General features: G+C 71.3%; 21 protein-coding genes and 1 pseudogene. 15 read left to right on the top strand and 7 right to left on the bottom strand.

The window, feature by feature from the left end; all coding sequences use genetic code 11:
- Positions 1 to 32 precede the first annotated feature (32 nt).
- The 6 genes from ACXJKD_RS12475 (at position 33) to ACXJKD_RS12500 (ending at position 8,312) form a co-directional block, all read left to right on the top strand.
- The gene (locus tag ACXJKD_RS12475; protein ID WP_457254914.1) at positions 33 to 1,670 is read left to right on the top strand and encodes a glucoamylase family protein; all 1,638 of its coding nucleotides are present in this window, start codon (positions 33 to 35) and stop codon (positions 1,668 to 1,670) included.
- A 112-nt stretch (positions 1,671 to 1,782) separates the two neighbouring features.
- Positions 1,783 to 3,633, top strand: coding sequence for a glycoside hydrolase family 3 protein (locus ACXJKD_RS12480; RefSeq protein WP_457254915.1), 1,851 nt, complete (start codon positions 1,783 to 1,785; stop codon positions 3,631 to 3,633).
- A gap of 25 nt (positions 3,634 to 3,658) precedes the next feature.
- Positions 3,659 to 4,855 (top strand): ROK family transcriptional regulator, encoded by a 1,197-nt coding sequence (locus ACXJKD_RS12485; protein WP_457254916.1) that lies wholly within the window; start codon positions 3,659 to 3,661, stop codon positions 4,853 to 4,855.
- A gap of 92 nt (positions 4,856 to 4,947) precedes the next feature.
- Complete coding sequence (locus tag ACXJKD_RS12490; protein WP_457254918.1) at positions 4,948 to 6,039, top strand: substrate-binding domain-containing protein; 1,092 nt, start codon at positions 4,948 to 4,950, stop codon at positions 6,037 to 6,039.
- A 147-nt stretch (positions 6,040 to 6,186) separates the two neighbouring features.
- Positions 6,187 to 7,038, top strand: a complete 852-nt coding sequence (locus ACXJKD_RS12495; protein WP_457254919.1) for an ATP-binding cassette domain-containing protein — start codon at positions 6,187 to 6,189, stop codon at positions 7,036 to 7,038.
- Positions 7,035 to 8,312, top strand: coding sequence for a sugar ABC transporter permease (locus ACXJKD_RS12500; RefSeq protein ID WP_457254920.1), 1,278 nt, complete (start codon positions 7,035 to 7,037; stop codon positions 8,310 to 8,312). The genes ACXJKD_RS12495 and ACXJKD_RS12500 overlap by 4 nt, the downstream gene beginning before the upstream one ends.
- Positions 8,313 to 8,479: 167 nt before the next feature.
- Here the strand turns inward: ACXJKD_RS12500 and ACXJKD_RS12505 are convergent, their stop codons facing one another.
- Complete coding sequence (locus tag ACXJKD_RS12505) at positions 8,480 to 9,523, bottom strand: SGNH/GDSL hydrolase family protein (RefSeq protein WP_457254922.1); 1,044 nt, start codon at positions 9,521 to 9,523, stop codon at positions 8,480 to 8,482.
- Between the two features lie 301 nt (positions 9,524 to 9,824).
- Here ACXJKD_RS12505 and ACXJKD_RS12510 point away from each other — a divergent pair, with 301 nt between their 5' ends.
- The 3 genes from ACXJKD_RS12510 to ACXJKD_RS12520 are packed head-to-tail and all read left to right on the top strand — an operon-like array spanning position 9,825 to position 12,310.
- Positions 9,825 to 10,142 carry a hypothetical protein gene (locus ACXJKD_RS12510; RefSeq protein WP_457254923.1) on the top strand — a complete coding sequence of 106 codons (318 nt, stop codon included), beginning with the start codon at positions 9,825 to 9,827 and terminating at the stop codon, positions 10,140 to 10,142.
- Between the two features lie 27 nt (positions 10,143 to 10,169).
- On the top strand, positions 10,170 to 11,411 hold the full coding sequence (locus ACXJKD_RS12515; RefSeq protein ID WP_457254925.1) for a cupin domain-containing protein: 1,242 nt from the start codon (positions 10,170 to 10,172) through the stop codon (positions 11,409 to 11,411).
- Positions 11,408 to 12,310 (top strand): sucrase ferredoxin, encoded by a 903-nt coding sequence (locus ACXJKD_RS12520; RefSeq protein WP_457254926.1) that lies wholly within the window; start codon positions 11,408 to 11,410, stop codon positions 12,308 to 12,310. Before ACXJKD_RS12515 ends, ACXJKD_RS12520 begins: the two co-directional genes overlap by 4 nt.
- A 92-nt stretch (positions 12,311 to 12,402) precedes the next feature.
- Here the strand turns inward: ACXJKD_RS12520 and ACXJKD_RS12525 are convergent.
- Together ACXJKD_RS12525 and ACXJKD_RS12530 are read right to left on the bottom strand one after the other, a co-directional pair.
- A pseudogene (locus ACXJKD_RS12525) lies at positions 12,403 to 13,065 on the bottom strand (DUF5701 family protein); the annotation flags it as partial.
- Positions 13,066 to 13,083: 18 nt separating this feature from the next.
- On the bottom strand, positions 13,084 to 14,736 hold the full coding sequence (locus ACXJKD_RS12530) for a metallophosphoesterase family protein (protein ID WP_457254927.1): 1,653 nt from the start codon (positions 14,734 to 14,736) through the stop codon (positions 13,084 to 13,086).
- Between the two features lie 47 nt (positions 14,737 to 14,783).
- Between ACXJKD_RS12530 and ACXJKD_RS12535 the strand changes: the two genes are divergently transcribed.
- The 5 genes from ACXJKD_RS12535 to ACXJKD_RS12555 all read left to right on the top strand — a co-directional run bounded on the left by ACXJKD_RS12535 (position 14,784) and on the right by ACXJKD_RS12555 (position 19,584).
- Positions 14,784 to 15,452 (top strand): HAD-IA family hydrolase, encoded by a 669-nt coding sequence (locus tag ACXJKD_RS12535; RefSeq protein ID WP_457254928.1) that lies wholly within the window; start codon positions 14,784 to 14,786, stop codon positions 15,450 to 15,452.
- Between the two features lie 133 nt (positions 15,453 to 15,585).
- Positions 15,586 to 16,377, top strand: a complete 792-nt coding sequence (locus ACXJKD_RS12540) for an amino acid ABC transporter substrate-binding protein (protein WP_457254929.1) — start codon at positions 15,586 to 15,588, stop codon at positions 16,375 to 16,377.
- Between the two features lie 52 nt (positions 16,378 to 16,429).
- Positions 16,430 to 17,053, top strand: a complete 624-nt coding sequence (locus ACXJKD_RS12545; RefSeq protein ID WP_457255189.1) for an amino acid ABC transporter permease — start codon at positions 16,430 to 16,432, stop codon at positions 17,051 to 17,053.
- A complete protein-coding gene (locus ACXJKD_RS12550; RefSeq protein WP_457254930.1) occupies positions 17,050 to 17,847 on the top strand; it encodes an amino acid ABC transporter ATP-binding protein in 798 nt (265 codons plus the stop codon). Before ACXJKD_RS12545 ends, ACXJKD_RS12550 begins: the two co-directional genes overlap by 4 nt.
- A gap of 81 nt (positions 17,848 to 17,928) precedes the next feature.
- Positions 17,929 to 19,584, top strand: coding sequence for an FAD-binding dehydrogenase (locus ACXJKD_RS12555; protein ID WP_457254931.1), 1,656 nt, complete (start codon positions 17,929 to 17,931; stop codon positions 19,582 to 19,584).
- Positions 19,585 to 19,593: 9 nt separating this feature from the next.
- Here the strand turns inward: ACXJKD_RS12555 and ACXJKD_RS12560 are convergent, their stop codons facing one another.
- Positions 19,594 to 21,246, bottom strand: a complete 1,653-nt coding sequence (locus ACXJKD_RS12560) for a DUF885 domain-containing protein (RefSeq protein ID WP_457254932.1) — start codon at positions 21,244 to 21,246, stop codon at positions 19,594 to 19,596.
- A gap of 99 nt (positions 21,247 to 21,345) precedes the next feature.
- Between ACXJKD_RS12560 and ACXJKD_RS12565 the strand changes: the two genes are divergently transcribed.
- Positions 21,346 to 22,638 carry an MFS transporter gene (locus ACXJKD_RS12565; RefSeq protein ID WP_457254934.1) on the top strand — a complete coding sequence of 431 codons (1,293 nt, stop codon included), beginning with the start codon at positions 21,346 to 21,348 and terminating at the stop codon, positions 22,636 to 22,638.
- A gap of 42 nt (positions 22,639 to 22,680) precedes the next feature.
- Here ACXJKD_RS12565 and ACXJKD_RS12570 read toward each other — a convergent pair whose 3' ends face one another.
- From ACXJKD_RS12570 to ACXJKD_RS12580, 3 genes are all read right to left on the bottom strand, one after another.
- Complete coding sequence (locus ACXJKD_RS12570) at positions 22,681 to 23,172, bottom strand: DUF2306 domain-containing protein (protein ID WP_457254936.1); 492 nt, start codon at positions 23,170 to 23,172, stop codon at positions 22,681 to 22,683.
- A 102-nt stretch (positions 23,173 to 23,274) separates the two neighbouring features.
- Positions 23,275 to 23,880 (bottom strand): bacterial proteasome activator family protein, encoded by a 606-nt coding sequence (locus ACXJKD_RS12575; protein ID WP_457254937.1) that lies wholly within the window; start codon positions 23,878 to 23,880, stop codon positions 23,275 to 23,277.
- Positions 23,881 to 23,965: 85 nt separating this feature from the next.
- Positions 23,966 to 26,830, bottom strand: a complete 2,865-nt coding sequence (locus ACXJKD_RS12580) for an FtsX-like permease family protein (RefSeq protein ID WP_457254939.1) — start codon at positions 26,828 to 26,830, stop codon at positions 23,966 to 23,968.

Below are 26,830 nucleotides of genomic sequence, written 5' to 3' on the forward strand. Positions count from 1 at the left end.
GCAAGGGAAACAACCTGATTGGAGCCTCACCCATGGCCACCTCCCAGCTCATCCTCCCCTCCGCCACGCGCCGACAGCTCCTCGTCGGGGCAACGGCGGTGGCCGCGACCGGCCTGACCGCCGGTCGCGCGTCGGCAGGGACCTTCGCCGCTCCTGCGGCACCTGCCGCACCGGCATACCTCGCGTCGACCACCTCGGCGGCTGCCCAGTCCACCCGCGTGCACGGCTGGGCCACGGACACCTGGCGCAGCCTGGTGGCCATGACCCACCCGAAGACCGGCCTGCCCGCCGACAACATCACGGAGTCGCTGGCCCCCGGCGACCGGTCCGGCTACACCTCGCCCACCAACATCGGCGGCTACCTCTGGTCGGCGGTGGTGGCCCGCGAGCTCGGCATCATCTCGAAGGCAGAGTGCACCAAGCGCCTCATCCAGACGTTGAACACCTTGCTGGGCATGGAGCACCACGAGCCGAGCGGCATGTACTACAACTGGTACGACGAGGCCACGGGCGAGAAGCTGACCACCTGGCCGACCGACGGCAACCGGGTCGACCCCTTCCTCTCCAGTGTCGACAACGGCTGGCTCGGGGCGGCACTCAGGGTCGTGATGACCTCCGACAAGGGCGCCGCGCCGCTGGCCAAGCGGTTGTTCAGCCGGATGCGCTGGGACAGCTTCTACGACCCGAACGCCTCCCGGAAGCCGGGCCTGATGCACGGTGGCTTCTTCGTCGTGCAGCCCCCCGGTCGCACGGATGGCTTCTACGGCAACCACATCGGCGTCGGCCCCGACGTCTGGCTCACCAACCACCACTACGACACCACCGTGTCCGAGACCCGCATCACGAGCTATCTCGGCATCCTGACCGGCCAGGTACCGAAGGAGCACTACTTCGCCATGTGGCGCACCTTCCCTGCGACCTGCGACTGGTCGTGGCCGGAGATGCAGCCGGTCGGGGAGAACCGCACCTACTTCGGCGTCGACGTCTACGAGGGCGCGTACACCTACCGCGGCATGCACGTCGTCCCCGGCTGGGGTGGCAGCATGTTCGAGGAGCTCATGCCCGACGTCTTCGTCCCGGAGTCCAGCTGGGCGCCGCGGTCGTGGGGGCTCAACCACACGCTGCACGTGCGCTCGCAGCGTGAGCACGGCCTGATCGAGGCCGGCTACGGCTACTGGGGCTTCTCGCCGTCGAGCAACCCGAACGGTGGCTACCGCGAGTTCGGGGTCGACCAGCTCGGCCTGAACCCGACCGGCTACCTCTCGGACATCGACCCCAACGACCCTTCCTTCGCCGGGACCAACTACGACGGCGGCTTCGGCGACTGCCGCGCGGGCACCAACCCGAACCCGGCCTACCGCGACGGTGTCGTCACGCCGCACGCGGCGTTCCTGGCGATGATGCACGAGCCCGACCAGGCCTTCACGAACCTCGCGAAGATCCAGGACGAGCTCAAGGCCTACGGCACGGGTGGCTTCTTCGACGCCGTCGCCGTCAAGTCGGGCAAGATCGCCAGGCGTTACCTGTCCCTCGACCAGGCCATGATCATGGGCGCCATCGGAAACGTCATGGCGGACAACGTGATTCGTCGTGCGTTCAGCACCGCCGACGTGGAGCGGGCGCTGCGCCCGGTCATCGGTGTGGAAGAGTTCGGAGCCGGAATCGCCTGACCCCGGACCCACCGCGCGCCCCGGGCAAGCCCCTGATGGCCAGGGGCGCGCGGTGCCGGAGGTGGCCGACCGAACGCCCGGTCGCCCACGGCCAGCCCACTGAGAGGACGCCATGCACCCGGTCAGGAAGACCAGCCCCGACGGGGTCGAGTACCGCGACCTCAACGGCAACGACCGCATGGATCCGTTCGAGGACCCGCGCCTGACGGTCGAGGAGCGGGTCGAGGACCTGCTGCCCCGGCTCTCCCTCGAGGAGAAAGTCGGGCTGATGTTCCAGACCGTCATCGAGGCCGGTGCCGACGGCACGGTCCTGGAGGGTCCGGGCGCCATCAGCAAGTCGGCGACCTCCGACGTGGTGCTGCGCAAGCACCTCACCCACTTCAACGTGCACGCCCTCGACGACGCGCGCCTGGCCGCGCGCTGGCACAACGCCCTCCAGGCGATCGCCGAGCAGTCGCCGCACGGCATACCGGTCACGGTCTCCACCGACCCGAGGCACGCCTTCATCGAGAACGCCGGCACGTCGTTCGCCGCGAAGTCGTTCTCCCAGTGGCCCGAACCCCTCGGCCTCGCCGCCCTGCGCGACCCTGAGCTGGTGCGGGAGTTCGGTGACATCGCCCGCCAGGAGTACTGCGCGGTGGGCATCCGGGCCGCCCTGCACCCCACCCTCGACCTCGCGACCGAGCCGCGGTGGGCTCGGCAGTCGGGCACCTTCGGCCAGGACCCCGACCTCGTCAGCGAGCTCGCGGTGGCCTACCTGCAGGGCTTCCAGCAGGAGTCGCTCGGGCCGGGCAGCGTCGCCTGCACCAGCAAGCACTTCCCCGGTGGCGGGCCGCAGAAGGACGGCGAGGACGCGCACTTCCCCTACGGCCGCGAGCAGGTCTACCCCGGCGGCCGGTTCGCCGACCACCTCAAGCCGTTCCCCCCGATCATCGCTGCTGGAACCGCGGCGATGATGCCCTACTACGGCATGCCGATCGCCCTGGAGATCGACGGCGAGCAGATCGAGGAAGTCGGCTTCGGCTACAACAAGCAGGTCGTCACGGGCCTGCTGCGCGGCACCCTCGGTTACGACGGGGTCGTGGTGACCGACTGGGAGCTGGTCAACGACAACCACGTTGGCGACCAGGTGCTCCCCGCCAGGGCGTGGGGGGTCGAGCACCTCGACCCCGCGGCGCGGATGGAGCTCATCCTCGAGGCCGGCGCCGACCAGTTCGGGGGCGAGGAGTGCGTCGAGCTGCTGCTCGACCTCGTCGCGCAGGGACGCGTCACCGAGGCGCGCATCGACGAGTCGGCCCGTCGGCTGCTCACCGTCAAGTTCCGTCTCGGTCTGTTCGACGACCCGTTCGTCGACGAGGACGTGGCCGCAGAGACGTTGGGGCGCAAGGACTTCCGCGCCACCGGGTATGCCGCACAGGCCAGGTCCGTGACCGTGCTCGCCAACGGCGAGCGCGAGGGTCTGCCGGTGCTCCCCCTGACCAAGGGCCTGCGCGTCTACGCGGAGAACGTGTCCCCCGAGGCCGTCGCGGCGCTCGGGGTCGCGGTCGACCGGCCCGAGGACGCCGAGGTGGCGCTGGTGCGGCTGCCCGCGCCCTTCGAGCCCCGCTCCGACCTCTTCCTCGAGTCGTGGTTCCACCAGGGCTCGCTCGACTTCCCGCCAGGTCTGGTCGCCCGGCTCGGGCGGATCGCCGCCCACTGCCCCCTCGTGATCGACGTCGTCCTCGACCGTCCGGCGGTCGTCACCCCGCTGCTGCCGCTGGCCAGCGCCTTGGTCGGCAGCTACGGCACCAACGACGAGGCCCTCGTGGACGCGCTCACCGGAGTGATCCCTCCGGAGGGCCGGCTGCCGTTCGACCTGCCGCGCTCGATGGAGCAGGTGCGTCGCCACGGTGAGGACGTCCCCGGGTACGACGACCCGCTGTTCGCCTTCGGACACGGCCTGTCGGTCATCTCTACCGTTTGACCGGCTCAGCCTTTATGTTTAGGCCGTGAATCCATCCCAGGCGGCTCCGGGCTCGCAGGCGTCCCTGCGTGAAGCCAACCGTCTGCGTGTCCTGGAGGCCCTGCGCGACCAGGGCGCGATGACGCAGGTGGAGATCGCCGGGTTCACCGGGCTGAGCCCCGCGACCGTCTCCAACATGGTCAAGGAGCTCGACAGCTCGGGGTCGGTCGAGCTCGAGCCGAGCATCCGGAACGGCCGGCGCGCCGTCCTGGTCTCGCTGGCGACCGGCAGCACCCTGATCGCAGGGATCGCCTTCGGTGACCGCGACGTGCGGGTCGCGATCGGCACCGGCCCTCGCGACATCATCGGCCGGCAGCGCATGCCCCTGCCCGCCGACCACGCCGCTGACGAGGGCATGGACCGCGCCTCACGGCTGCTCCTGGATCTCGTGGAGAAGGTCGGCAAGACGATGGCCGACGTGCGTGCGGTCGGCGTGGGCATCCCCGCTCCCGTCGACGCCGTGTCGGGCCAGGTGGGCAGCGAGAGCATCCTGCCCGGGTGGCGCGGCGTGGCCGTGGCGAAGGAGATGGAGGGGCGAATCCAGGCACCCGTGGCGGTGGACAACACGTCCAACCTGGCGGCCCTCGGCGAGCTGAGATGCGGTGTGCTGCAAGGAGTGCAGCACGCGGTCTACATCAAGCTGTCCTACGGCGTCGGTGCCGGCCTGATCCTCGACGGTGACGTGTTCCGGGGAGCCGCCGGCACGGCTGGCGAGATCGGCCACCTGACCATCGACGAGAACGGCCCGGTGTGCCGCTGCGGCAACCGCGGCTGCCTCGAGACCTACATTGGGGCCCGCGGGCTGCTCGACGCCCTGGCCTCCTCGCACGGCCCGCTGAGCCTGCGCGACGTCATCACCCGCGCCCTCGACGGTGACCCCGGCTGCCGTCGGGTTCTCGAGGACGCCGGGCGACACCTCGGCGTCGCGGTCGCCGGCCTGGTCAACCTGCTCAACCCGGAGGTCATCGTCCTGGGCGGCCAGCTGTCCAAGGTGGGCTCGATCATCATCAGCCCGATGCGTGCCTCGCTCGAGCGGTGCGCGATCCCGAGCGCCGCAGCCTCGGTCGTGGTGCGTGAGGGTGAGCTCGACGCCGACGCCGACGTCGTGGGGGCGCTGGTGTGCGCGGCGGCTCTGCTGCCGGCGAACGAAGCGGTGCTGGCCACTGCAGCGTCCATTTCTTGAATTCAACTCTTGACGTCAAGGGTGGGGAGCGATTAACTCAGGACACGCCCGCACCATCGTGGTTGTCGGCGCCTGACCAAGGGAGTTCAGCTATGCCCACCCGTTCCATTCGTCTCGCCGGGGCCGCTCTCGTGGCTGGCCTCGGCCTCGCGTCGCTCGCTGCGTGCGGCGACAGCGGTGACTCCGGCTCCGGCAGCAGCGGCTCGTCGTCGTCCGGTGGCGGCGCCAAGAAGATCGCCCTCCTGCTTCCCGAGTCGAAGACCACTCGCTACGAGACCTTCGACCGCCCGCTCTTCGAGGCCGCCGTCAAGGCCGGCTGCGCAGACTGCACGATCATCTACAGCAACGCCGACCAGGACCCCGCCAAGCAGCAGCAGCAGGCCGAGGCCGCGCTGACGCAGGGCGCCAACGTGCTCGTCCTCGACCCGGTCGACGGCAAGGCTGCCGCCGCGGTCGTCGCCAGCGCCAAGGGCCAGGGCGTCCCCGTCGTCGCCTACGACCGGTTCATCGCCGGCGCCGACTACTACGTCTCCTTCGACAACGAGACGGTCGGCAAGATCCAGGCCCAGACGCTGGTCGACACGATCAAGGCCGGTGGCAAGACCTCGGGCGACATCGTCATGATCAACGGCTCGCCGACCGACCCGAACGCCGCCAGCTTCAAGAAGGGCGCGCACAGCGTCCTCGACAGCAGCGGCTTCAAGGTCGCCGCCGAGTACGACACCCCGGACTGGAGCCCCGACAAGGCGCAGGCCTGGATGGAGGGCCAGATCTCGGCCGTCAAGGGCACCCTCGTGGGCGTCTACGCCGCGAACGACGGCACCGGTGGTGGCGCGATCGCAGCGCTCAAGGCCGGCGGCGTCAACCCGCTCCCGCCCGTCACCGGTCAGGACTCCGAGCTCGCCGCGATCCAGCGGATCCTCGCGGGCGACCAGGCCATGACCATCTACAAGCCGGTCCCGCCGGAGGCCGAGGCTGCTGCCAAGGCCGCCATCGCGCTGGCGAACAAGCAGAAGCCCGCCTCGACGGGTGACACCGACGGCGTGCCCTCGACCATCCTCGACCCGATCGCGGTCACCAAGGACAAGGTCAAGGACACGATCATCAAGGACAACGTCTACAAGGTCGCAGACATCTGCACCGGAGCCTTTGCCGCCGTCTGCACCAAGGCCGGCATCAGCTGACGTCACCCCAGCGGGTGGGAGCGGCGCCTCGGCGCTGTTCCCACCCGCTGACGCACGCGGCACACTGCTGAGCGGAGGCACTCCTCGGAGTCATCCCCGGCAGGTGCGCCACCGCACCGGGACCCACCGAACCACCGAAGGACTGACATGACAGCGACCCTCTCGCCGCCGACGACAGCCGTCCTGGCCCTGACCGGCATCTCCAAGCGCTTCGGTGCGGTGCAGGCACTCAAGGACATCGAGTTCGACGTCCACTCGGGCGAGGTCGTGGCCCTGGTGGGTGACAACGGCGCGGGCAAGTCGACGCTCGTCAAGACCATCGCCGGCGTCTACACCCCCGACGACGGGCAGATGACCTTCGACGGCAAGCCCGCCAGCGTCGCCAGCCCGGCCGAGGCGCAGCACCTCGGCATCGCGACGGTCTTCCAGGACCTCGCCCTGTGCGACAACCTCGACGTGGTCGCCAACCTGTTCCTCGGCCGCGAGCTCTACCGCGGCCGCGCCCTCGACGAGGTGACGATGGAGCAGGAGTCCTGGCGGCTGCTGCGCCAGCTCAGCGCCAAGATCCCGTCGGTGCGGATCCCGGTGGCCAGCGTCTCCGGTGGCCAGCGCCAGACGGTGGCCATCGCCCGGTCGCTGCTCGGGGCCCCCAAGGTCGTCATGCTCGACGAGCCCACGGCCGCCCTCGGTGTCGCCCAGACCGCCGAGGTGCTCAACCTCGTCGAGCGCCTGCGCGAGAACGGCCTCGGCGTCATCCTCATCAGCCACAACATGTCCGACGTGATGGCGGTCGCCGACCGCGTGAGCGTCCTGCGCCTCGGGCGCAACAACGGCACGTTCAACGTCGCCCAGACGACGAGCCAGGAGATCATCGCCGCGATCACCGGTGCGACGACGAACGCCGTCTCGCAGCGGGCCGCCCGCCGCGCGGTGACCCCCGAGCCCACCGGCGCCGATGCCGGTCCCGACACCGCAGCCACCTCGGAGGAGCAGTCATGAGCACCCCCACGCCCACCCCGGAGGCCCAGGCCGCGGACGCCACGGCTGCCCTGCCCGCCGACCTCCAGGACGAGCGCCTGATCGCCTCGCAGGGCGTCGGTGGCTTCCTGCGCGCGTTCCTGTCGCGACTGCGCAGCGGTGACCTCGGCTCGCTGCCGGTCGTCGTCGGCCTGGTCGTCATCTGGGGCGTCTTCGCGCTGCGCAACGACGCGTTCCTGTCCAGCCGCAACCTCGTCAACCTCACCCAGCAGAGCGTCCCGACGGGCATCATCGCGCTCGGCATCGTCCTGGTGCTCCTGCTCGGCGAGATCGACCTGTCGGTCGGCTCGATCAGCGGTCTGTCCGCGGCGATCCTGGCCGTCGGCTTCGTCGGCCACGGCTGGGCGCTGCCCCTCGCGATCATCGCGGCCCTACTCGCGGGAGCCGCCATCGGCGCGGTCTACGGCGTGCTCTACACGCGGTTCGGCGTGCCCAGCTTCGTCATCACGCTGGCCGGGCTCCTCGGCTTCCTCGGCCTGCAGCTCAAGGTGCTCGGCAAGGAGGGGTCGATCAACATCCCGTTCGACTCCGCGATCGTGCAGTTCTCGGCGCTGAAGTTCCTCCCCGACGCGACCGCCTACGGCATCGTCGTCGCCGCAGTCGTGATCTATGCGGCCCTGCGCCTGCGCTCCAACCAGCGGCGGGCCACTGCGGGACTCTCCACGACGCCGGTCGTGACTGTGGCCGTACGATCCGTCGCGCTCCTGGTGCTGCTGGGGATCCCGGTCTACGTCCTCAACCGCGACCGCGGTGTCTCCTACATGTTCGTGCTGTTCCTGGCCCTGGTCGTCATCTTCGACTTCGTCATCCGGCGCACGTCGTGGGGTCGCTCGGTGCTGGCCATCGGCGGCAACGTCGAGGCTGCCCGGCGGGCGGGTATCAACGTCAAGCGGATCTACGTCACGGTCTTCGTCTTCTGCTCGACGCTCGCCGCCCTCGGTGGCCTCCTGGCCGCGGGTCGCCTCGCCGCGGCCAACCAGAGCAGTGGTGGTGGCGACGTGAACCTCAACGCCATCGCGGCAGCCGTCATCGGCGGCACCTCGCTCTTCGGCGGTCGCGGGTCGGCCTACTCCGCCCTGCTCGGCATCCTGGTCATCCAGTCGATCTCCAACGGCCTGAGCCTGGTCAACCTCGGTTCGCCCGAGCGCTACATGATCACCGGTGGCGTCCTGCTGCTCGCCGTCATCGTCGACTCCCTGAGCCGTCGCAGCCGCGCCGCCCACGGTCGCGCCTGAGCGGTCCCGACCTCACGACGGAGGGGTATGCCGGGTGGTCACCACCCGGCATACCCCTCCTGTCGTCGTGTCACAGCTTTATCGGGTCTAGCAGGAAGGTTGACCTTCACCCGAGAACGTTTCTCGAGTGAAGGTCAACCTTGTCCCTAAACCCGATAAAGGGGGGATCAGCGGGTGGCGGGCTCCGCGGCCTGGCGCTGGGACCACGCCCGGTCGGCAGCATCGATGCTCGTCCTCGAGCGGAGGTCGACCCCGGCGCGCTGGGCGGCCGCCTTGGCCTCGGCCGTGCTCAGGTCGGGCGCCCGGAACTGCTCGGGACGGATCGACGCGTCGGCGGCGGCATAGCGCCGCTGCTGGGTCGCGAGACGGTCGGCCGACAGCGCGGCCTGGCGCAGCGTCGCGCTGCTGACCTTGAGCGCACTGCCCGTGAGTGGGGTGCTGACCAGCGGGGCATAGCCGTCGCGGTGCCCGGCGACGTTGGGGTGGTAGCTCTCGCCGACCGGGTTGGACAGGCCGTTGAGCCACTCGACGTCGTCGCAGACGGCATGCCCGATGAACCGGCTGGTCGGGTTGACGAAGGTGAAGCCCTTCGCCGCCGCCTGGGCGGAGGTCTTGCTGTTGAGCAGGTCGGCGGTCTGGTTGAGCCGGGTCTCCTCAGCCGGCGAGAACCAGGTGAAGGCGTTGCAGTCCTCACCCTGGAAGATGCGCGGGTAGCCCACGACGACGACCTTGGCGTTGGGTGCCTTCGCCTTGATCGAGGCGTAGAGCGTGGACAGCCGCGACGGGATGCTGGTGTTGATGAGGTTCTGTGCCCCGTCGATCGCACCGTTGCAGTCGCTCATCCAGCCGGGCTGCGCGCACTCGGTGAGGACGTCGGCGAAGCCAGCATCGTTGCCCCCCACCGAGATCGACACCTGTGTCGTCGCGGTCGTGAGCGCACTCAGCTGGGTGTTGGTCACGTCGGCGACCCTGGCGCCGGAGCAGGCGCGGAAGTTGAGGGTCAGTCCCTTGCTCGCCGAGATGAGCGAGGGGTACGCGTACACCGAGCGCTGGCACGTGGTGCCGTCGTTGATGTAGGTCCGGGTGCCCGTGCCCGAGGAGTACGAGTCGCCTAGGGCCACATACGAGTTCGCGGCCTGGGCAGGTGCTGCTGACACAGTGAGGGCGGTCGTGGCGCCGAGTGCCACGAGCGCGCCGAACGTGCGGGTCATCGCCATTGATTTCTCCCTGCAGTCCAGTGGATCGGTGGTGGCACAGTAGGGCTGGGAAATCGGGCGTGGCGTCCTGCGCCTGAACCCTTGCCAAGTCCATACCTCGGGTGGGGACGATCAGAGCCGCCGGTCCCGGGCCGCGCTGGGGTATGCCGCGAGGTGGGTTCGTCCTCCCGCAGCCCCGTGTGCGGGCCGTTGACCTGCGCAAACGTCGGGTTCTGAGTGGCGGCTCGGGGCTGGGTGGCATAGGAAGGGAGGAGCGGCGTGACACGGCGTCGCTCGACGACAGGGAGAACCAGTCATGACCGAGACCCCGCTGAACGAAGCAAGCGACGACGAGGGTGGTATCGGACCGTCCGACGGTGGTGCGGCGGGCATGCCGGGCAGCGCAGATGACGGTGGCGCCGATGGCGGTGCCGACGGCGGTGCCGATGGCGGCGCTGACGGTGGCGCGGGTGAGGGCCCGGCCGACGGTGGGGCGGACCCCGGAGGCCACGACGGCGGTGCCGATGGTGGCGCCGACGGCGGTGCTGACGGTGGCGCCGGTGAGGGCCCGGCCGACGGTGGCGCGAACCCCGGTGGCCACGACGGCGGTGCCGACGGTGGCGCTGACTCCTGAGAGCCACGACCGACGTCCGGTGAGCCGGTGACCACGACGTCATCGCACCGGGTGCCCGCCACGAGTGGTCGGCACCCGGTGCTGTCGCGCCTGCTGGCCGTCCCGCCGGCCGAGTTCGCCGAGCGCCACTGGTCGCGCGCACCCCTGCTCAGCAGGGCCGCGGACCTGCCCCGGTCGTTTGACGACCTGTTCTCCGCCGACGCCGTCGACGAGCTGGTCTCGGCGCGCGGCCTGCGGACTCCCTTCCTGCGGATGGCCAAGGAGGGCGCGACCCTCGAGGACCGCAGCTTCACCCGGGGCGGTGGGATCGGCGCAGCCATCGCCGACCAGGCCAGCGACGACGCCGTCCTGCAGCACTTCTCCGACGGCGCGACGCTGGTGCTCCAGGGTCTGCACCGCACCTGGCGACCGGTCGTCGACTTCTCCCAGGCCCTGGCCGCCGAGCTCGGGCACCCGGTGCAGGTGAACGCATACGTGACACCACCGGACAACACCGGCTTCAGTGACCACTACGACGTGCACGACGTCTTCGTCCTCCAGATCGCGGGGGAGAAGCGCTGGCGGATCCGCCCGCCGGTGCACGACCTGCCGCTCCGCGACGAGCCGTGGACCGGCCACCGGGCCGCGGTCGAGGAGGCCGCCCTCGGGGCTCCGTTGATGGAGGAGACCTTCGCGCCCGGCGACTGCCTCTACCTGCCGCGCGGCTACCTGCACTCGGCGACCGCGTTGGGCGGCACGAGCATCCACCTCACCATCGGGGTCCACGCGTGGACCCGCCGGCACGTCGCCGACGAGCTGGTGCGCGCCGCCGTGTCGCGGGCGAGCCGTTCCGCCCAGCTGCGCGAAGCCCTTGCCATCGGGACCGACCTGGTCGGCGACGGCCCGGCGAGTGACGACGTGGAGGTGGTGCGGGCGGCCCTCCTCGAGGCCTTGGCGGAGGTCGACGCCAACGACCTCGCGACCGGGTTGGCCGGTGCCGCGCGAGCAGCCCAGCGGCCGGCCCCGCTCGCACCGCTGGCGCAGGCCGACGCCGCGAACGCGCTCACCCCACAGACGCGGGTGGCCCTGCGGGCCCACGTCGCGGCGACCCTCGTCCCGGCCGCCGGTGGTCGCACCGTCCTGCGCAGCCGGGTCGGGTCGCAGACGGTCGAGCGCCCCGACCTCGCCTCGGTCGAGCAGCTGCTCGACACGGGCTCGGCCTCCGCGGCCGAGCTCGGCCTCGAGCTCACCCGCGCGCTGCTCCGCGCCGGCGTCGTCGTCCCTGCATGACCACGCCCCAGTGCTCGACGTCCGCGCGGCGTCGGGGCGACCCGATGCTGGGCACCGCCGCCCCCGCCAGGCGATGGCTGCTGATCGAGCACCCCGGTGGGTGGGCGCCGGCCGCCCTCGACAGCCCCGGCATAGACGACGCCGTCGCGGAACAGCTGCACCGGACGGCACTGGCCGTCGGCGGCCGCGTCGTGCTGGTCCGCCGCCCGGGCCGGGCCGCGGTGGCGGGACCACCGGAGCAGCGTCGCTGGACCGTGCTCGACCTCGACGGTCGACAGCAGTGGGGCACCTGGCGACACTCCGACGACCTGGTCGCCGCCGGGGCGGCCCTGCTCCACGGGCCGGCCGACTCCGTCGCGGGACGTCCGCCCGACCCGCTGTTCCTGGTCTGCACGCACGGCCGCCACGACGTCTGCTGCGCCGTCAGGGGTCGCCCTGTCGCCCAGGCCCTCGCGGTCCGCTGGCCGCAGCAGACCTGGGAGTGCACGCACATCGGCGGTGACCGGTTCGCCGCGAACCTGCTCGTCGTCCCCGACGGCACCGTCTACGGCGGCCTCGACGCGGCGACCGCGATGGATGTCGTGCAGTCACACCTCTCGGGATCGGTGGACCTCGACCACCTGCGCGGGTTCTCGGCCCACCGGCCGCCGGTACAGGCCGCCCTCGCGGCGGTGCTGCGGGCGCACGGCCCGGCCGGTGTCGGCGACGTGACCCCCGGCGACGTGGTCGCCGACGGCGAGCTCTGGCGCGTCGAGGTCCTGGGTCGCGGCGCGGTGCCTGCGCGGTCCGTCGTGACGGTGCGCCGCAGCACCCAGCCCCCGGCGCGGCTCACCTGCCGCGCCGAGGCCGACGCCGCGGCATACCTGTGGACGGCCGTGGTCGCCGACCCGGTCGGCTGAGGGCCGACTGCGCCGCCGGTCAGGCGACGCGGGGCGCCGCAGGACGCCGAACCGAGCCAGGTGTGGGGGTTGCCCTCCCAGCACCAGCCCAGCCGCGGGTGCCCCTTGCTCACCCAGAGCGCGGCGACCCGCTTGCTCGCATCACGCGCGCCAGGCAGGAAGAAGGCGTTGCGCTCCTTGAGGATCCCGGGCCACAGCGCCAGCAGGCTGACGCCCTCGTCGACGGTGAGCGGTGAGCGGCCCTCGGCCGCGATGAGTGGCACGGCGTCCTTGGCCCGCACGTCGAGGGTCGCCTTCCCGGTGTCGACGTCCGTGACGAGGTATGCCGCGTGGTCGGGGACGTCCACACCCTCGATCGGGCGGTAGCCGGCAAGGTCGTCCGCGGTGTACTCGGTCCAGCCGGTCGTGGCCTTCCAGTGCACCGTCGGGAGGGCCCGGTCAGGGGTGACGAGGCGGGACGTCACGACGACTGCGAACGGGATGCGTTCAGCAGCGGTGGGCTCGGCCCGGAAAGCCTTGTCCCGCAACGGTTCCAGCCGGTCGACGAAGGCCTGTTCGCTGAGTCCCGCGAGGGCCGGGTATCCGGCGTCGACGTAGGCGCGGACCTGTCGGTCGAACTCGGTCGCAGCCTGGTCTCGGCTCGTCGGGTCGATCTCCCTGTCGATCTCCCTGTCGATCTCCCTGTCGGTCGCTCGGGAGGTGTCCGTCGGGCGGTGGGTGTCGGTCGGCGTAGGGGTCACGGTTCCTCCGGTCACGGTGCGGGTGGCCGTGGTTCAACGGGGGGCGACGGTCACGCGTTCCCGGCTCTGCTCCAGGTCCGCGCTGCAGGTGCGGGGCGCGGCCGCCGCTCCGGTCGCGCCGGCCTCACTTGCGGGCGCCGCCGCGGCGGGTGCGGCGTCCTCGATCCGCGACCCGTTGATCAGGGTCACGTCGTCATAGGCCGGACGCCCTTCGATGACGTTGCGGAACTGGTAGCGGGTCAGCGACGCGAGCCTGCAGTCGGTCCCGAAGGTCGCGATGTCGAAGGCCGACGGTTGGCCGGTGAGCTCGCCGACGTCGCCGCTGGCACCGCCATTCGCCGAACCGGTCCCGTCGCCCGCGATGAAGTGGCTGAACGGGCCGCCGCCGGTGAAGGTGCCCACGCCGATCCGGGACCCCTGGAGCTGGCTGGCGTGCAGGTGCCCGTTCACGCGGATCCCCGCGCGCTTCACGTCCTCGGCCGCGGCCGGCTCGTGGGAGACGACGATGTCAGGCACCGGTTCGTCGGTCATCGCCGTGTTGTAGCGGGCCGCCGCCGGCTTCTGCTTGGCGGCGTTGTTCGTGTTGTCGTCACCGAACCACCGGGGGTCGTTGAAACCGGCGATGCGCAGGCCGTGGATGCTCTCGACCACATAGGTCTCGTCGTCCGGCTCGAGCAGCACGACGTTGCGCACCGCCGCGAGCCGGTCGAGCAGCTCGTGGTCGACGTCGGATCGTCCGTCGTGGTTGCCCTTGACGAAGAGGTAGGGGACGCCGAGCGAGGAGATGCCCTGGAAGAGGCCGGCGGCGTCGGCCTCGGTCGCGCTGCCGAAGTTGACCAGGTCGCCCGAGTCGATGACCGCGTCGATCCGCTCCTGCTGGACGATCGTCTTCATCAGGGCGTACTGGTTGGCCCCGTGGATGTCCGAGACGAGGAGGATCCGCGCGGCGACCGGTTGGTCGAGGGCCTGGGGCGCGTACTTGTCCTGGAGCGCCGCGGAGAGGGCCAGGAGGTTCTTGAGGTAGGGCGTCACCTGCTCGGCGCGGGTCTCGACCCCCTCCAGCAGGTCGGCGTTGCGCTGCACCGTGCCGAGGATGCCGGTGGTGGTGAAGCTGTCCAGCCGCTCCGGCTGGTAGGACAGCCCGATCACGCCGAACGTGGCCACGCACGAGGCGACCCACACGGAGGCGACCGCAGCGGTCCACCGCAGGTCGGGGCGTCGGCGCCGCCACGCGGCATACCCACCGAGGCAGAGGAGGGCGACGACCAGGGCGCCCGCCGCGAACCGCCAGGCGAGGGCGATCACGCCGCCGCGCGCCGCGCGTTCGAGTTCGAGCGGGCCGGGCTGGAGGGACTGCACCGAGATGTTCGGGCGGGCGAGCAGGTCGGTGATGCGCTCCTTGACGTGGACCTGGGCCACCACTCCCGGAGCCGGGACGGGCCCACCGAAGTCGAGCCTGATGTCGCCGAAGATCGTGGGGCTCTGGATCTTGGAGATGTCGCCGGGGTTGAGGGAGAGCCGCAGGTCCGCGCCGTAGTTGAGGGTGTCAGCGGGGCTGGGGAAGAGCGTCGTCGCGGCCACGCCGCCGCTGTTGCAGGCGACGAAGAGCAGCACGAGCGCGCCGAACCGGAGCAGCCACGCGGACACACGCCTCCAGCGACGTGGGCTCTCCGGGGGCGTGCTCACCGGTCCACCGTAACCGGCGGCCGTCGGCGCCTCCTAGGCTGGCGGGTATGCCGCGACGCCTGGGGACGCTGGAAGGCCGCACCTTCGCTGCGGTCCTGTTCGACATGGACGGCACGCTGATCGACTCGATCCCCGTGGTGATCCGGTCGTGGCTGCGGTGGGCGCAGGAGGAAGGCGTCGACCCCCACGACCTGGCGGGCTTCCACGGGGTCCCCGCGCGTGGGGTCATCTCGGCGCTGCTGCCTCCGGACCGCGTGGACTCCGCCTTCGAGCGGATCGAGGCGATCGAGGTCGCCGACACCGAGGGCATCACCATCCTGCCCGGCACGCTCGACGCGCTCGCCGTCCTCACCGGCGACGTGGACCGGTGCGCCATCGCCACGTCCTGCACCCGACCCCTCGCGGACGCGCGCCTCGTCGCCACCGCACTGCCCGCGCCGCGGGTGGTCGTCACCGCGAGCGACGTGGCGCAGGGCAAGCCGCACCCTGACCCGTTCCTGCTCGCCGCCGCCCGGCTGGGGGTCGACCCGACCGACTGCCTCGTGGTCGAGGACGCCCCGGGCGGGCTCGAGGCGGCTCGCGCGGCAGGATGCTCGACGCTGGCCGTCACGACGACGACCGTCGCCGCCGACCTGCTCGCCGACGCCGTGGTGGACACCCTCGCCGACGTGCGCTTCTCCGTCGAGTCCGGCCGGGTCACGCTCACCGCGCGGTAGCTCGCGGACGGGGCGGGCCGCGGGGCGGACCACCCGGCATACCTCGGTGTTATCCATTGCCAAAGGTGACGTTATAGTCGGACGCATTGTCATCTGCCGACGCGACGCGTCGCCCGTCCCAAGGAACGTTCCCATGCGCACCCGCTTGTCACTGCTCGCCCTCCTGCTGGCCGCCACCACCGCGCTCGCCGGCTGCGGCGGCTCCGCCAGTCCCGAGACCGACCTCGCCCGCGTCAAGGACGCCGGTGTCCTGAAGATCGGCACGGAGGGCACGTACTCGCCGTTCAGCTACCACGACCCGACGAACAACCAGCTCACCGGCTACGACGTCGAGGTCGCCAAGGCGGTCGCAGCCAAGCTCGGCGTGAAGGCCGAGTTCGTCGAGACGCCGTGGGACGCCATCTTCGCCGGGCTCACCTCGAAGCGCTTCGACGTCATCGCCAACCAGGTGACCCGCAACAGCGAGCGCGAGGGCCTGTACGGGCTCAGCTCCACCTACACCGTCTCCGAGGGCGTCATCGCGACCCGCGCCGACGACTCCTCGATCACCGGGCTGGCCGACCTCAAGGGCAAGACCACCGCGCAGAGCCTCACCTCCAACTGGGCGCAGGTCGCCAAGGACGCCGGAGCCAAGGTCGAGGGCGTCGAGGGCTTCACCCAGGCCGTCACCCTCGTGAAGCAGAAGCGGGTCGACGCGACGGTCAACGACAACCTGGCCGTCCTCGAGTACCAGAAGTCCACGGGCGACACCTCGATCAAGATCGCCGCGCAGACGGGTGAGACCTCCGAGCAGGTCGTCGCCACCCGCAAGAACTCGGACCTCGTCGCCGCCATCAACACGGCGCTCGACGAGCTGCAGAAGGACGGCACGCTGAAGAAGATCTCGGAGAAGTACTTCAGCACCGACGTCTCCGTGAAGCAGTAGTCCGGCGGTGAACGGGCAGACCTTCACGCTGGTCGGGGACAGCCTCTGGCCGATGCTCAAGGCCCTGGTGATCGGGACGATCCCGCTCACCGCGGCGAGCTTCGTCCTGGGACTGGCGCTCGCGCTCGTCGTGGCGCTCATGCGGCTGTCCCCGGTCAGACTGGTGTCGGGCGTCGCCCGCGTCTACATCTCCGTCATCCGGGGCACGCCGCTGCTGCTGCAGCTGTTCCTCATCTACTACGGCCTGCCCTCGGTGGGGGTGCAGTTCGACCCCTTCCCCGCCGCAGTGATCGCGTTGTCCCTCAACGTCGGTGGGTATGCCGCGGAGGTGATCCGGGCGGCCATCCTCTCGGTGCCCAAGGGTCAGTGGGAAGCCGCCTCGACCATCGGGATGGGCTACCCCACGACGTTGCGCAAGGTCGTCCTCCCGCAGGCGACCCGCAACGCCATCCCGCCGTTGTCGAACACGCTGATCTCGCTCGTCAAGGACACCTCGCTCGCCTCGACGATCCAGGTCACCGAGCTGATGCGCAAGGCGCAGGAGGTCGCGGCGCCGACCTTCCAGTTCTTCGAGCTCTACGCGGTGGCAGCGGCGTACTACTGGGTCGTGTGCCACCTCATGTCGGTCGCCCAGAACCGGTTGGAACAGCGAGAGAACAGGTACGTGGCGCGATGACTGACTCCGTGGGCTACTCCCCGACCAGGCAGGACCCGGACGAGGGCGCGCTGGTCTCCGTGCGCGGCCTCGCCAAGGCCTTCGGTGACAACCAGGTGCTGCGCTCGATCGACTTCGAGGTGCACGCCGGCTCGGTGACCGTCCTGATCGGTCCGTCGGGCTCGGGCAAGACGACGGTGCTGCGCTCGMTGAACGCCCTCGAGCGACCCGATGCCGGCCAGGTGCGGATCGGACACGTGGACGTCGACTTCTCCGGGGCCGTCGCCAAGGACGACCTGGTGCGACTGCGGGCGCAGAGCGGCATGGTCTTCCAGTCCCACAACCTGTTCCCCCACATGACCGTCCTCCAGAACGTCACGGTGGGTCCGGTCGTCGTCCAGAAGCGCCCGGCCGAGGAGGCCGAGCGCGAGGCGCGCGCCCTGCTCGAGGCGGTGGGCCTGGACGAGAAAGCCGACGCCTACCCGTTCCAGCTGTCCGGGGGCCAGCAGCAGCGGGTCGGGATCGCCCGGGCCCTGGCGATCCGGCCGCAGCTGATGCTCTTCGACGAGCCGACGTCGGCCCTCGACCCCGAGCTGGTCGGCGAGGTGCTCGCCACGATGAAGGACCTCGCCGCGCAGGGCTGGACCATGGTCGTGGTGACCCACGAGATCCGCTTCGCCCAGCAGGTGGCCGACCAGGTGCTGTTCATGGACGGTGGCGTGATCGTGGAGCGCGGCACGCCGGCCGAGGTGTTGTCGCGACCCCAGACCGGGCGGGCGCGCCAGTTCCTGCAACGGATCCTCGATCCCTTGTGACCGACCCCTTGTGACCGCCCCCTTGTGACCGACCCCTTGTGACCGACCCCGCCGTGATCCCGAGCGCCGTAGGGTGCGGTCATGGACGCTGACGTCATCGTGGTCGGAGCCGGCCTGGCCGGACTCGTCGCCGCAGCCGAGCTCGCCGACGCCGGACGCCGGGTGGTGGTGGTCGACCAGGAGAGCGCTGCCAACCTCGGTGGGCAGGCGCACTGGTCGTTCGGCGGGCTGTTCCTCGTCGACAGCCCGGAGCAGCGGCGGATGGGCATCAAGGACACCGTCGACCTCGCCTGGCAGGACTGGCAGGGCTCGGCCGGTTTCGACCGCCTCGACGACGAAGACCGGTGGGGGGCCCAGTGGGCTCGCGCGTACGTCGACTTCGCCGCAGGGGAGAAGCGGTCCTGGTTGCACGAGCAGGGGATGCGGTTCTTCCCCGTCGTCGGCTGGGCGGAGCGCGGCGACGGGTCGGCGTCGGGCCACGGCAACTCCGTGCCGCGGTTCCACATCGTCTGGGGCACCGGTCCCGGGGTGCTGGCGCCGTTCCTGCGTCGGGTCGAGGAGCACGTCGCGGCCGGACGCGTGGAGCTGCGGCACCGCCACCAGGTCGACGAGCTGGTCACCAGCGACGGCACCGTCACCGGCGTCCGCGGGACGCTCCTGGCCGACGACTCCGCCTCCAGGGGCAGGCCGACCAGCCGTGACGCCGTGGGCGAGTTCGAGCTGACCGCCCAGGCTGTGGTCGTCACCAGCGGCGGCATCGGCGCCAACCACGACCTGGTCCGCGCCAACTGGCCCGAGCGGCTGGGCGCGCCGCCGGAGCACATGCTCACCGGGGTGCCGGCCCACGTCGACGGCCGGATGCTCGGCATCACCGAGGCCGCGGGCGGCCGGCTGGTCAACCGCGACCGGATGTGGCACTACGTCGAGGGCATCGAGAACTGGGACCCGATCTGGCCCTCCCACGCGATCCGCATCCTGCCCGGGCCGAGCTCGCTCTGGTTCGACGGCAACGGCGACCGGCTCCCTGCCCCGCTCTTCCCGGGGTTCGACACCCTCGGCACCTTGGCCCACCTGCGCCAGACCGGGCACGACCACAGCTGGTTCGTCCTGACGAAGAAGATCATCGGCAAGGAGTTCGCGCTCTCCGGGTCGGAGCAGAACCCCGACCTGACGGGTAAGTCGGTCAAGGACGTGCTGGGTCGCGCGCGGGCCGACATGCCTGGGCCGGTGCGGGCGTTCCTCGAGAAGGGAGCCGACTTCGTCTCGGCCGACACCCTGCGCGAGCTGGTCGACAAGATGAACGCCCTCACCCCCGACGCCCCCCTCGACTTCGCCCACCTCGAGCGGCAGGTCGTCGAGCGCGACCGCCAGATCGAGAACGAGTTCAGCAAGGACGCGCAGGTCACCGCGGTCCGTGGGGCGCGGAACTACCGTGGCGACAAGCTGATCCGCACCGCCACCCCGCACCGCATCCTCGACCCCAAGGCCGGACCGCTCATCGCGGTGCGCCTCAACATCCTCACCCGCAAGACCCTCGGCGGACTGGAGACCGACCTCTCGTCGCGCGTCCTGTCCGCGTCGGGTGAGCCGGTGCCCGGCCTGTATGCCGCGGGCGAGGTCGCCGGGTTCGGTGGCGGTGGGATGCATGGTTACCGCGCACTCGAGGGCACCTTCCTGGGTGGCTGCATCTTCTCCGGCCGCACCGCCGGACGGGCCGCCGCGGCAGCAACGGCCTGACGCGGTCGGTCAGGGGAGGCGGTCGCGGACGATGCCGTCGAGCACTCCGAGGGGCACGCTGCCCCCGTCGAGCACGGCGTCGTGGAAGGCCTTGATGTCGAAGGCGTCGCCCTGGCGCTCCTGCGCCTCGCGGCGGATGCGCAGGATCTCGAGCCGGCCGACCATGTAGCCGCACGCCTGGCCGGGCAGCACGGCATACCGGTTGACCTCGCTGGTGACGTTGGCGGTGGACATCGGCGAGTTGGCCACCAGGTAGTCGATCGCCTGCTGGCGGCTCCAGCCCAACGCGTGCAGCCCCGTGTCGACGACGAGCCGGCAGGCGCGCACCGAGTCCATGGTCAGCATGCCGAGCCGGGCCAGTGGCGTGGAGTAGAGCCCCATCTCGTCGGCCAGCCGCTCGGTGTAGAGCCCCCAACCCTCGGCGTAGGCGTTGAAGACGGTGTGCCGTCGCAGGGCCGGCATGTCGGTCAGCTCGGCGGCGATGGCGAGCTGCAGGTGGTGGCCCGGGATGCCCTCGTGGTAGCTGAGCGCCTCGATCTCGACGCGGCCCCAGGCGGAGGGGTCGGACGTGTTGACGTAGAAGACGCCGCCTCGGGAGCCGTCGTCCGAGGGCGGGTAGTAGAAGCCGAGCGCGCCCTGCGTGGTGGTCTTGATCGCGCAGTCGGCTGCGGGCAGCCGGTTGAACCAGGCCGGCATCTCGGCCCGCGCCCGGGCGAACGCGGTCTCGCACTCGGCCAGGATCTCGGCGGCGTCGTGGTGGCGTAGTGCCGGGTCGGTGCGCAGGCGCTGATAGATCGCGGGCACGTCGGTGGTGCCGAGGACCTCGCCCCCGAGGGTCGAGTACTCCTCCTCGAGCGAGGCGATCTGGCGCAGGCCGAGGTCGTGGATCTCCTGGGCGCTCAACGTCGTGGTGGTGTTGGCGGCCAGGGCGCGCGCGTAGGCCTGCTCACCGTCGGGCAGCCAGACCAGTCCGCACTTCTCGTCGGGTCGGGTGTGGGCCGCCACCTCGTCGACCAGGACGTCGCGGTACTCCTGGAGCCCGGGTCGGATCTCGTGCTCGATGGCGTGGGTCAGCCGGGCCCGCCACGCGTCGACGTCGACGTCGGTGGGCAGGTCGGCCGTCTTGAGCAGCGGGTCCTCGGACAGCGGCGTGGCCAGCCAGGCGTCGAGCTGCGGGACCGTGTCGGCGACGGCGAACGCGGCCGGGGTGCGCCCGGAGGCGACCCCCTCGCGGTGCCGCTGGGCGGTGTCGCGCAGGTGCTGGCCCATGCCGTGGAACTTGGCCACCATCGCCTCCGCGACGTCGGCGTTGGGGATGGCGAGGTTCGCCACGGTGAGTGGGAGGTCGACCTGGGGGCCGAAGACCGGGTTGACCGCGAACTCGGCGGTGCGACTCTCCTTGGTGTCGGCCGCGCTGGTGGCCTGGAAGGCGACGACGTCGCGGGTGGCGCGGTCCTGCAGGCTCAACCCGTCGTCCGGGATCGCGGCAGCCCGCGCGGCGAACTCACGCGAGGCGGCGATGAGGTCGTCCTCCGCGGCCCGGCTCGCGTCGTCGAACCGGTCGGCGAACCGGTAGTCACCCACCATGTGCGCCCAGCTCGGGCTCGTCCTCATCCAGTGGTCGTGGTAGTCGTCAGCCAGCTGTCGCACGTCGTCCGTCATGTCCCCGAACGTACCTGCCCCGTCGGACGGTCGCGCTCCATTTCCGGTCCGGCCCACCCGGGTTGAGGTGAAGCGGACTTCACCCTGCACACTCGGTGGGTGAGCTTCGACGACGGGGGACCCGACGCTGCGGTGGAGCGCGCCCGGCTGCGGGACGATGTGGACTTCCGGCGCTACTGGCTCGCGCGGATGGCCAGCCTCCTCGGGTCGCTGGTCACGGCCATCGCGATGCCGGTGCTGGTCTACCGACTCAGCGGCTCGACCACCCTCACGGCGCTGACGACGACCCTCGAAGCGCTGCCCTACCTGATCTTCGGCCTGTTCTCCGGAGCGGTCGGCGACCGCTTCGACCGCAAGCGGGTGATGGTGCTGGCCGACCTCGCGAACGTCGTCGTGGTCGGGTCGGTCCCGGTCGCCTGGTGGTTCGGCGGGCTCACCGTGCCGCACGTCCTGGTCGCGGGGTTCCTCGCCCAGTCCCTGTTCACCTTCTTCGACGGCGCCAACTTCGGCGCCCTGCCCGTGCTGGTCGGCCGCGACCGGGTGGGGGAGGCCAACTCCGCGGTCTGGGGGGTCGGCGGGATCCTCGACCTCACGGTGCCCGCGGGGGTGGGGCTGGCGCTCGCAGTGGTGCACCCGGCCGACCTGCTGGCCGTCGACGCCCTCACCTTCCTCGTGTCCGCTCTGGTCGTCCGTTCGATCAGCCGGGCCATGTCCGTGGCCCGGGAGCGTTCTGCGGCAAGGGGTTTCGCGTCCGTGCGGGCTGACATCCGCGAGGGTGTGCGCTTCCTCTGGCGGCACCACGGGGTGCGCTCCAACTCGGTGATCGGAGCGCTGCAGTCGGTCGCCGGTGCCGGCTTCATGGCGCTCGCGGTGCCCTGGTGCGACCGCGTGCTCCGGATCGGCACGTCGGGCTGGCGGTTCGGGCTCGTCTTCAGCGCCTGGGGTGTCGGTGGGATCCTCGCGGCCTGGCTGACGCCTCGCCTGCTGCGTCGCTTCTCCGCCGCCCGGCTCACCCTCAGCTGGATCCCGGTCTCCGCCGCCTTCGGACTGCTCGTCGCACTGTCGACCCACTGGCTGCTCGCGGTGCTGTTCATGGTCGGGTGGGGCATCGCCTACCAGTTGGTGATCATCAACTCCCTGAACTACCGCCAGCAGGTCACGCCCGAGCACCTGCTGAGCCGCGTCAACACCGCCGGCCGGATGCTCTCCTGGGGACTCGGGTGGACCATCGGCGCCCTGCTGGCCGGCGCGCTCGCCGACCAGGTGGGAGTCCGCGCCGCCCTGCTCACGGTCGTGGGTGTGGGGCTTGCCGCCGCTGCCTACGCCTGGCTCTCACCGCTGCGGCGGATCGCGCTGGTCGACGCGGCCGCACGCGCCGGCACGCCGGCCTGACCCGGCCAGCCTCGGACCCTGCGCCGCCTCCGGGCCCGGTGGTCACGCGCGGGCGGGGACCCCGGCCTGACCGAGCAGCCGGATCAGGACGGCGACCGCGCCGAGCCCGACGACGATGATGCCCGCCGTGAGGACGGTCATGCCCAGCCAGTTCGACTGGAACGCCTGCGGCACCAAGCGAGTCGGCACGGCGGCGACGCCGATGAACGCACCGCACAACCCGGCATACGTCCCGATCATGTTGCCGGCGTGGGCGCGGACGTTGCCACGCCGTGCGTTCCACAGCCCGAGGCTCAGGGTGACGATCGTGAAGGCGCTGAGGCCGTGGATCCACGAGAAGCTGCCGGGGCGCAGCTGCTGGATCCAGAACGAGCTGAACGCGGTGAAGTACATGAGCACCAACCAGATCCGGCCGATAGTCCGGTGTGGGCGGTCGCCCCGCTTGCGCCGCAGCACGTTGACGGCGCCGAACACCATGGCGAACGACGCGGCGAACGCATGGATGGCGATCAGGACGTTCCACGAGTGGTCCACGACGGCTCCTGTTGGATAGTGACGCTATCCACTGTATGCCGCGTGCCCGAGCCCGCGCAAACCCCCACCTCCCAGCCGCGTCACCGCGGCCGGTGGGGTGCGCTAGAGGTACTGGCCGGTCGGCCCGCTGTCGCCGGTGTCGGGGCGTAGCCCGGGGGGCGCGTCCACGCCCGGCCCGCCCTCGGGCGCGTGGCCCGGGGGGAGTGCCCGGCGGATCTGCTGGAGCTGCTGCTGGGCGGCCATCTGCTGGGCGAAGAGCGCGGTCTGGATGCCGTGGAACAAGCCTTCCAGCCACCCCACCAGCTGCGCCTGCGCGATCCGGAGCTCGGCATCGGTGGGTGCCACGTCGTCCTTGAAGGGCAACGCGATCCGCTCCAGCTCGTCGATCAGCTCCGGGGCCAGGCCGTCCTCGAGCTCCTTGATCGAGCGCCGGTGGATCTCGGCGAGCCGGACCCGGCCAGCCTCGTCGAGGGGCGCGTTGCGCACCTCCTCGAGCAGCTGCTTGATCATCGACCCGATCCGCATCACCTTGGCGGGCTGCTCGACGAGGTCGGCCGGGTTCGTGGGGCCGTCCTCGCCGTCGTGGTGCGGCGCGACACCCATGCCGTCCTGGGTCACGACGACGACGCGTTGCTGTCCGTCGTTCCCGCCGGTCTGATCCCCCTGCTGGCCCTGCATCTCCGGCCCGTCGCCGTGCTGGTCGCTCATGGCTCCGACACTACAGCCGGGACTCGGCCGCCTCGGCCCCGGTGGAAGCCGCCCCCCGACCAGCCCACGCCGGTGGATCTCCGTCCTAGTCCGCCCGCCGTGTCATCGCGGGCGCCCGCCGGATCGCGAGGGCCGACAGCGCCCCGGCCAGAAGGGGCACGCCGAGCACCACGAGGAGCAACGGCGTCCACGGGATCGCGAGGTAGGGCCCGGTCGTGTGGTCGACACCCGTGACGGCGTCGTACTCGTAGCTGACCGTCAGCGGATAGGTGATGGCGATGCCGGGAACGAGACCGACGGCGATGCCGAGGACGGCCCCCACGAACCCGACCACCATCGCCTGGGCGGCGGCGAACGCGCGTCGGGTGCGGCGGGTTGCGCCGACAGCGGCGAGGGTGCCGGAGTCCGCCTGCTGCTCGGCCATCGACAGGGCGGTCGAGATCAGCGTGACGATCAGCAGGAGCAGCGCGGCGACGCCCATCATGATCTTCATGGCCAGCTCGTCGTAGCGTTGGAAGCCGCGCTCGACGTAGAGCCCACCCTCGTCGCCCACCAGCTCGTCGAGCTGCTTCTCGGAGGCCTCGTCGATGGCACCGCCGTCCGGAGCGCGGAGCAGGACCATCACCTGGAAGGTGGGCCAGCCCAACCGCGTCGCCGTCTCCGGGGTCACGAAGGCCCCGGTCTGGGCCGGCATCGCACCACTGCGTCCGCTCGGGGCCACGGCAACCACCGGGAGCTCGGTGGTCGCCGTCGTCACGACGTCGGTGGGCGAGTAGGTGCTCTGGTCCATCACGAAGGTGCCGCGCGCGACGGAGAGGGTGGACGCCTTCGCCAACGCTGGCACGCCCACGGCGATCCCACCCTCGTCGATGACCCTGCCCTGCGCCTCGGACAACCGCAGCCGCACCTTGATCTCGCTCGCCGGGAGCACGCCGACCTGGCCACTGTCGTAGGACAACGTCCCGAGGGCGCTGCAGAGTCCTTGCGGACCATTGCGGTCGAGGGCCTTCTGGACGGTGCACCCCTGGGGTAGGGCTGCGACGAACGGCTGGGGCTTCGCAGGGCCGGCCGACGACGGGCCCCCGAACGGGTCCTCGGGACCGCGGACGAGCAGCAGCGGGGTGCTGCGCACGGCTCCCCCGACCTTGCCCAGCGCCGCGTCGACCGAGAGCTGTGTCTCGGCGTCGCCGGTGTAGATGGTGCCCTCACCCGGCAGGGCCTGGGGCTGGTAGGTCGCCATCTGCTGCTTGGTGTCGCTGGCCAGCCCGATGCTGAAGGCAGTCAGCGCGACGACCCCCGCGAGGATCGCGGCCACGGTGGGGGTCGACCGGCTGCGGTGCCGGGCGGCGTCACGGATCGCGATCCGTGGGGCCACCGGGAACCGCGCAGCGAGCGCGCCGAACGCGACGAGGATCGCCGGCACGAGGAGGAGGGTGCCGAGCACCAGAGCGACGGCACCCCCCGCGACGCGGAAGTCGCCGCCGGCCTGCACCCGGGCCGCGGACAGGACGACCGCACCGCCGAGCAGCGCGAGGACGAGCCCGACGACCGGGACCACCTTGTTGAGCCTGGGCGACACGCTCTGGCCGCGCATCACGCCGATGATGTCGAGCCGGCCGAGTCGCAGGGAGGGTAGGAGGGCCGCGACCACGGCGCTGAGCACGGCGCAGGGCACGAGGATCGCGAAGGCACCCCACGGGAGGTCGAGGCCGATCGAGGCGAAGGACGACTCAGGGTGGGTGCTGACCCACCACCACAGTCCCGCGCGCACCGCGAGGGTCCCGAGGACCACGCCGCCGAGCGCCGAGATGACGCCGAGGACGAGCGCCTGAGCGAGCACCGTGCGCCGCAGCTGGCGGGTCTCGGCTCCGTTGGTGGCGGCCAGGGCGAGGGTGCGCCGCTGGCGCGTCGCGCTGACCGCGAAGGCCGGGCCGACCAGCAAGGTGGTGAGGATGAACAGCATCACCCCGCCGATGACCGCGATCATCCGGCCGGTGTCCTGGGTGAAGTCGCTCTGGGGTCGGAGCTCGGGCGGCAGGGCGCTGTCCGGCGGCGGGTTCTCGAGGACGGCACGGCTGTACACGGTCAGGCCGTAGGTGTTGAGCCGTTGGACATCCTCCCAGCTCACCGGGCTCCCATCGAGCAGCACCCACGACCCGGCAGCTCCGACGCCACTGGCGTCAGGGCCGGCGCCGTCCGGCAGCGACGGCACCACGAAGTCGGGCATCCCTCCCCACTCCAGCAGCGCGCTCGCGGTGCCCACGACCTGCACCGAGCGCTCCGTCCCGCTCGCGGACAGGATCACCGAGCCGGAGCGCGGCAGCCCCTTGCGCTCGCCGGCCGGCGTGATGACGATCTCGTCAGGTCCGTTGCCCCAGGAGCCCGAGCTGAGCCGAGCCTTGTCACCGAGGTCCACGCCGCGGGGGTCGGCCACCAGTCCGGAGACGCGGACCCGGCGGTCGCCGATCACGAGCCGCATCTGGGTCTCACCGACCGCGACGGCGGTCCCTCCACCGACCAGCCGACCGATCGCCGCGGCGTTGTCCGACGGCGAACCATCGGCCGTGAAGCCGGGGATCGTGGCGGCCGGGTTGTCGTCGCTAGACCCGGTGCCACCTTGGTTGGGGTCGGGCGTCTGTTGCATCTTCCCCGTCTGGGGGCCTTGGACGAGCGCCTGGCCCGGGCCCATCCGGGCGGTGATGAGGTCGCCCGCGTCAGCCTGCTCGGTGGCGCCCAGGGTCGCTGCGCCGGCGAGCAGCCCGACCGGGATGGCGACCATGAGGAAGACGAGGACGGACCGGCCCTTGTGGCGACGGAGGTCGCGCTTGGCCATGCGCAGGGCCACCCGCCAGGACGCCCGCCACCGGGAGAGGCGCGAGCTCTTCACCTCTGCGCGGTCAGAGTCTTCCGAGAGGCCGGCGGGTGTCCTGGGTTCCATGAGGGTGGTCAT

Source organism: Pedococcus sp. P5_B7 (assembly GCF_054049895.1).

Excerpts from the sequence above, each read along its gene's own strand:
- ACXJKD_RS12510 (WP_457254923.1), top strand. The coding sequence starts at position 9,825 with ATGACCGAGACCCCGCTGAACGAAGCAAGCGACGACGAGGGTGGTATC.
- ACXJKD_RS12520 (WP_457254926.1), top strand. The coding sequence starts at position 11,408 with ATGACCACGCCCCAGTGCTCGACGTCCGCGCGGCGTCGGGGCGACCCG.
- ACXJKD_RS12500 (WP_457254920.1), top strand. The coding sequence starts at position 7,035 with ATGAGCACCCCCACGCCCACCCCGGAGGCCCAGGCCGCGGACGCCACG.
- ACXJKD_RS12475 (WP_457254914.1), top strand. The coding sequence starts at position 33 with ATGGCCACCTCCCAGCTCATCCTCCCCTCCGCCACGCGCCGACAGCTC.
- ACXJKD_RS12480 (WP_457254915.1), top strand. The coding sequence starts at position 1,783 with ATGCACCCGGTCAGGAAGACCAGCCCCGACGGGGTCGAGTACCGCGAC.
- ACXJKD_RS12535 (WP_457254928.1), top strand. The coding sequence starts at position 14,784 with ATGCCGCGACGCCTGGGGACGCTGGAAGGCCGCACCTTCGCTGCGGTC.
- ACXJKD_RS12580 (WP_457254939.1), bottom strand. The coding sequence starts at position 26,830 with ATGACCACCCTCATGGAACCCAGGACACCCGCCGGCCTCTCGGAAGAC.
- ACXJKD_RS12495 (WP_457254919.1), top strand. The coding sequence starts at position 6,187 with ATGACAGCGACCCTCTCGCCGCCGACGACAGCCGTCCTGGCCCTGACC.
- ACXJKD_RS12560 (WP_457254932.1), bottom strand. The coding sequence starts at position 21,246 with ATGACGGACGACGTGCGACAGCTGGCTGACGACTACCACGACCACTGG.
- ACXJKD_RS12555 (WP_457254931.1), top strand. The coding sequence starts at position 17,929 with ATGGACGCTGACGTCATCGTGGTCGGAGCCGGCCTGGCCGGACTCGTC.
- ACXJKD_RS12545 (WP_457255189.1), top strand. The coding sequence starts at position 16,430 with ATGCTCAAGGCCCTGGTGATCGGGACGATCCCGCTCACCGCGGCGAGC.
- ACXJKD_RS12490 (WP_457254918.1), top strand. The coding sequence starts at position 4,948 with ATGCCCACCCGTTCCATTCGTCTCGCCGGGGCCGCTCTCGTGGCTGGC.
- ACXJKD_RS12575 (WP_457254937.1), bottom strand. The coding sequence starts at position 23,880 with ATGAGCGACCAGCACGGCGACGGGCCGGAGATGCAGGGCCAGCAGGGG.
- ACXJKD_RS12540 (WP_457254929.1), top strand. The coding sequence starts at position 15,586 with ATGCGCACCCGCTTGTCACTGCTCGCCCTCCTGCTGGCCGCCACCACC.
- ACXJKD_RS12505 (WP_457254922.1), bottom strand. The coding sequence starts at position 9,523 with ATGACCCGCACGTTCGGCGCGCTCGTGGCACTCGGCGCCACGACCGCC.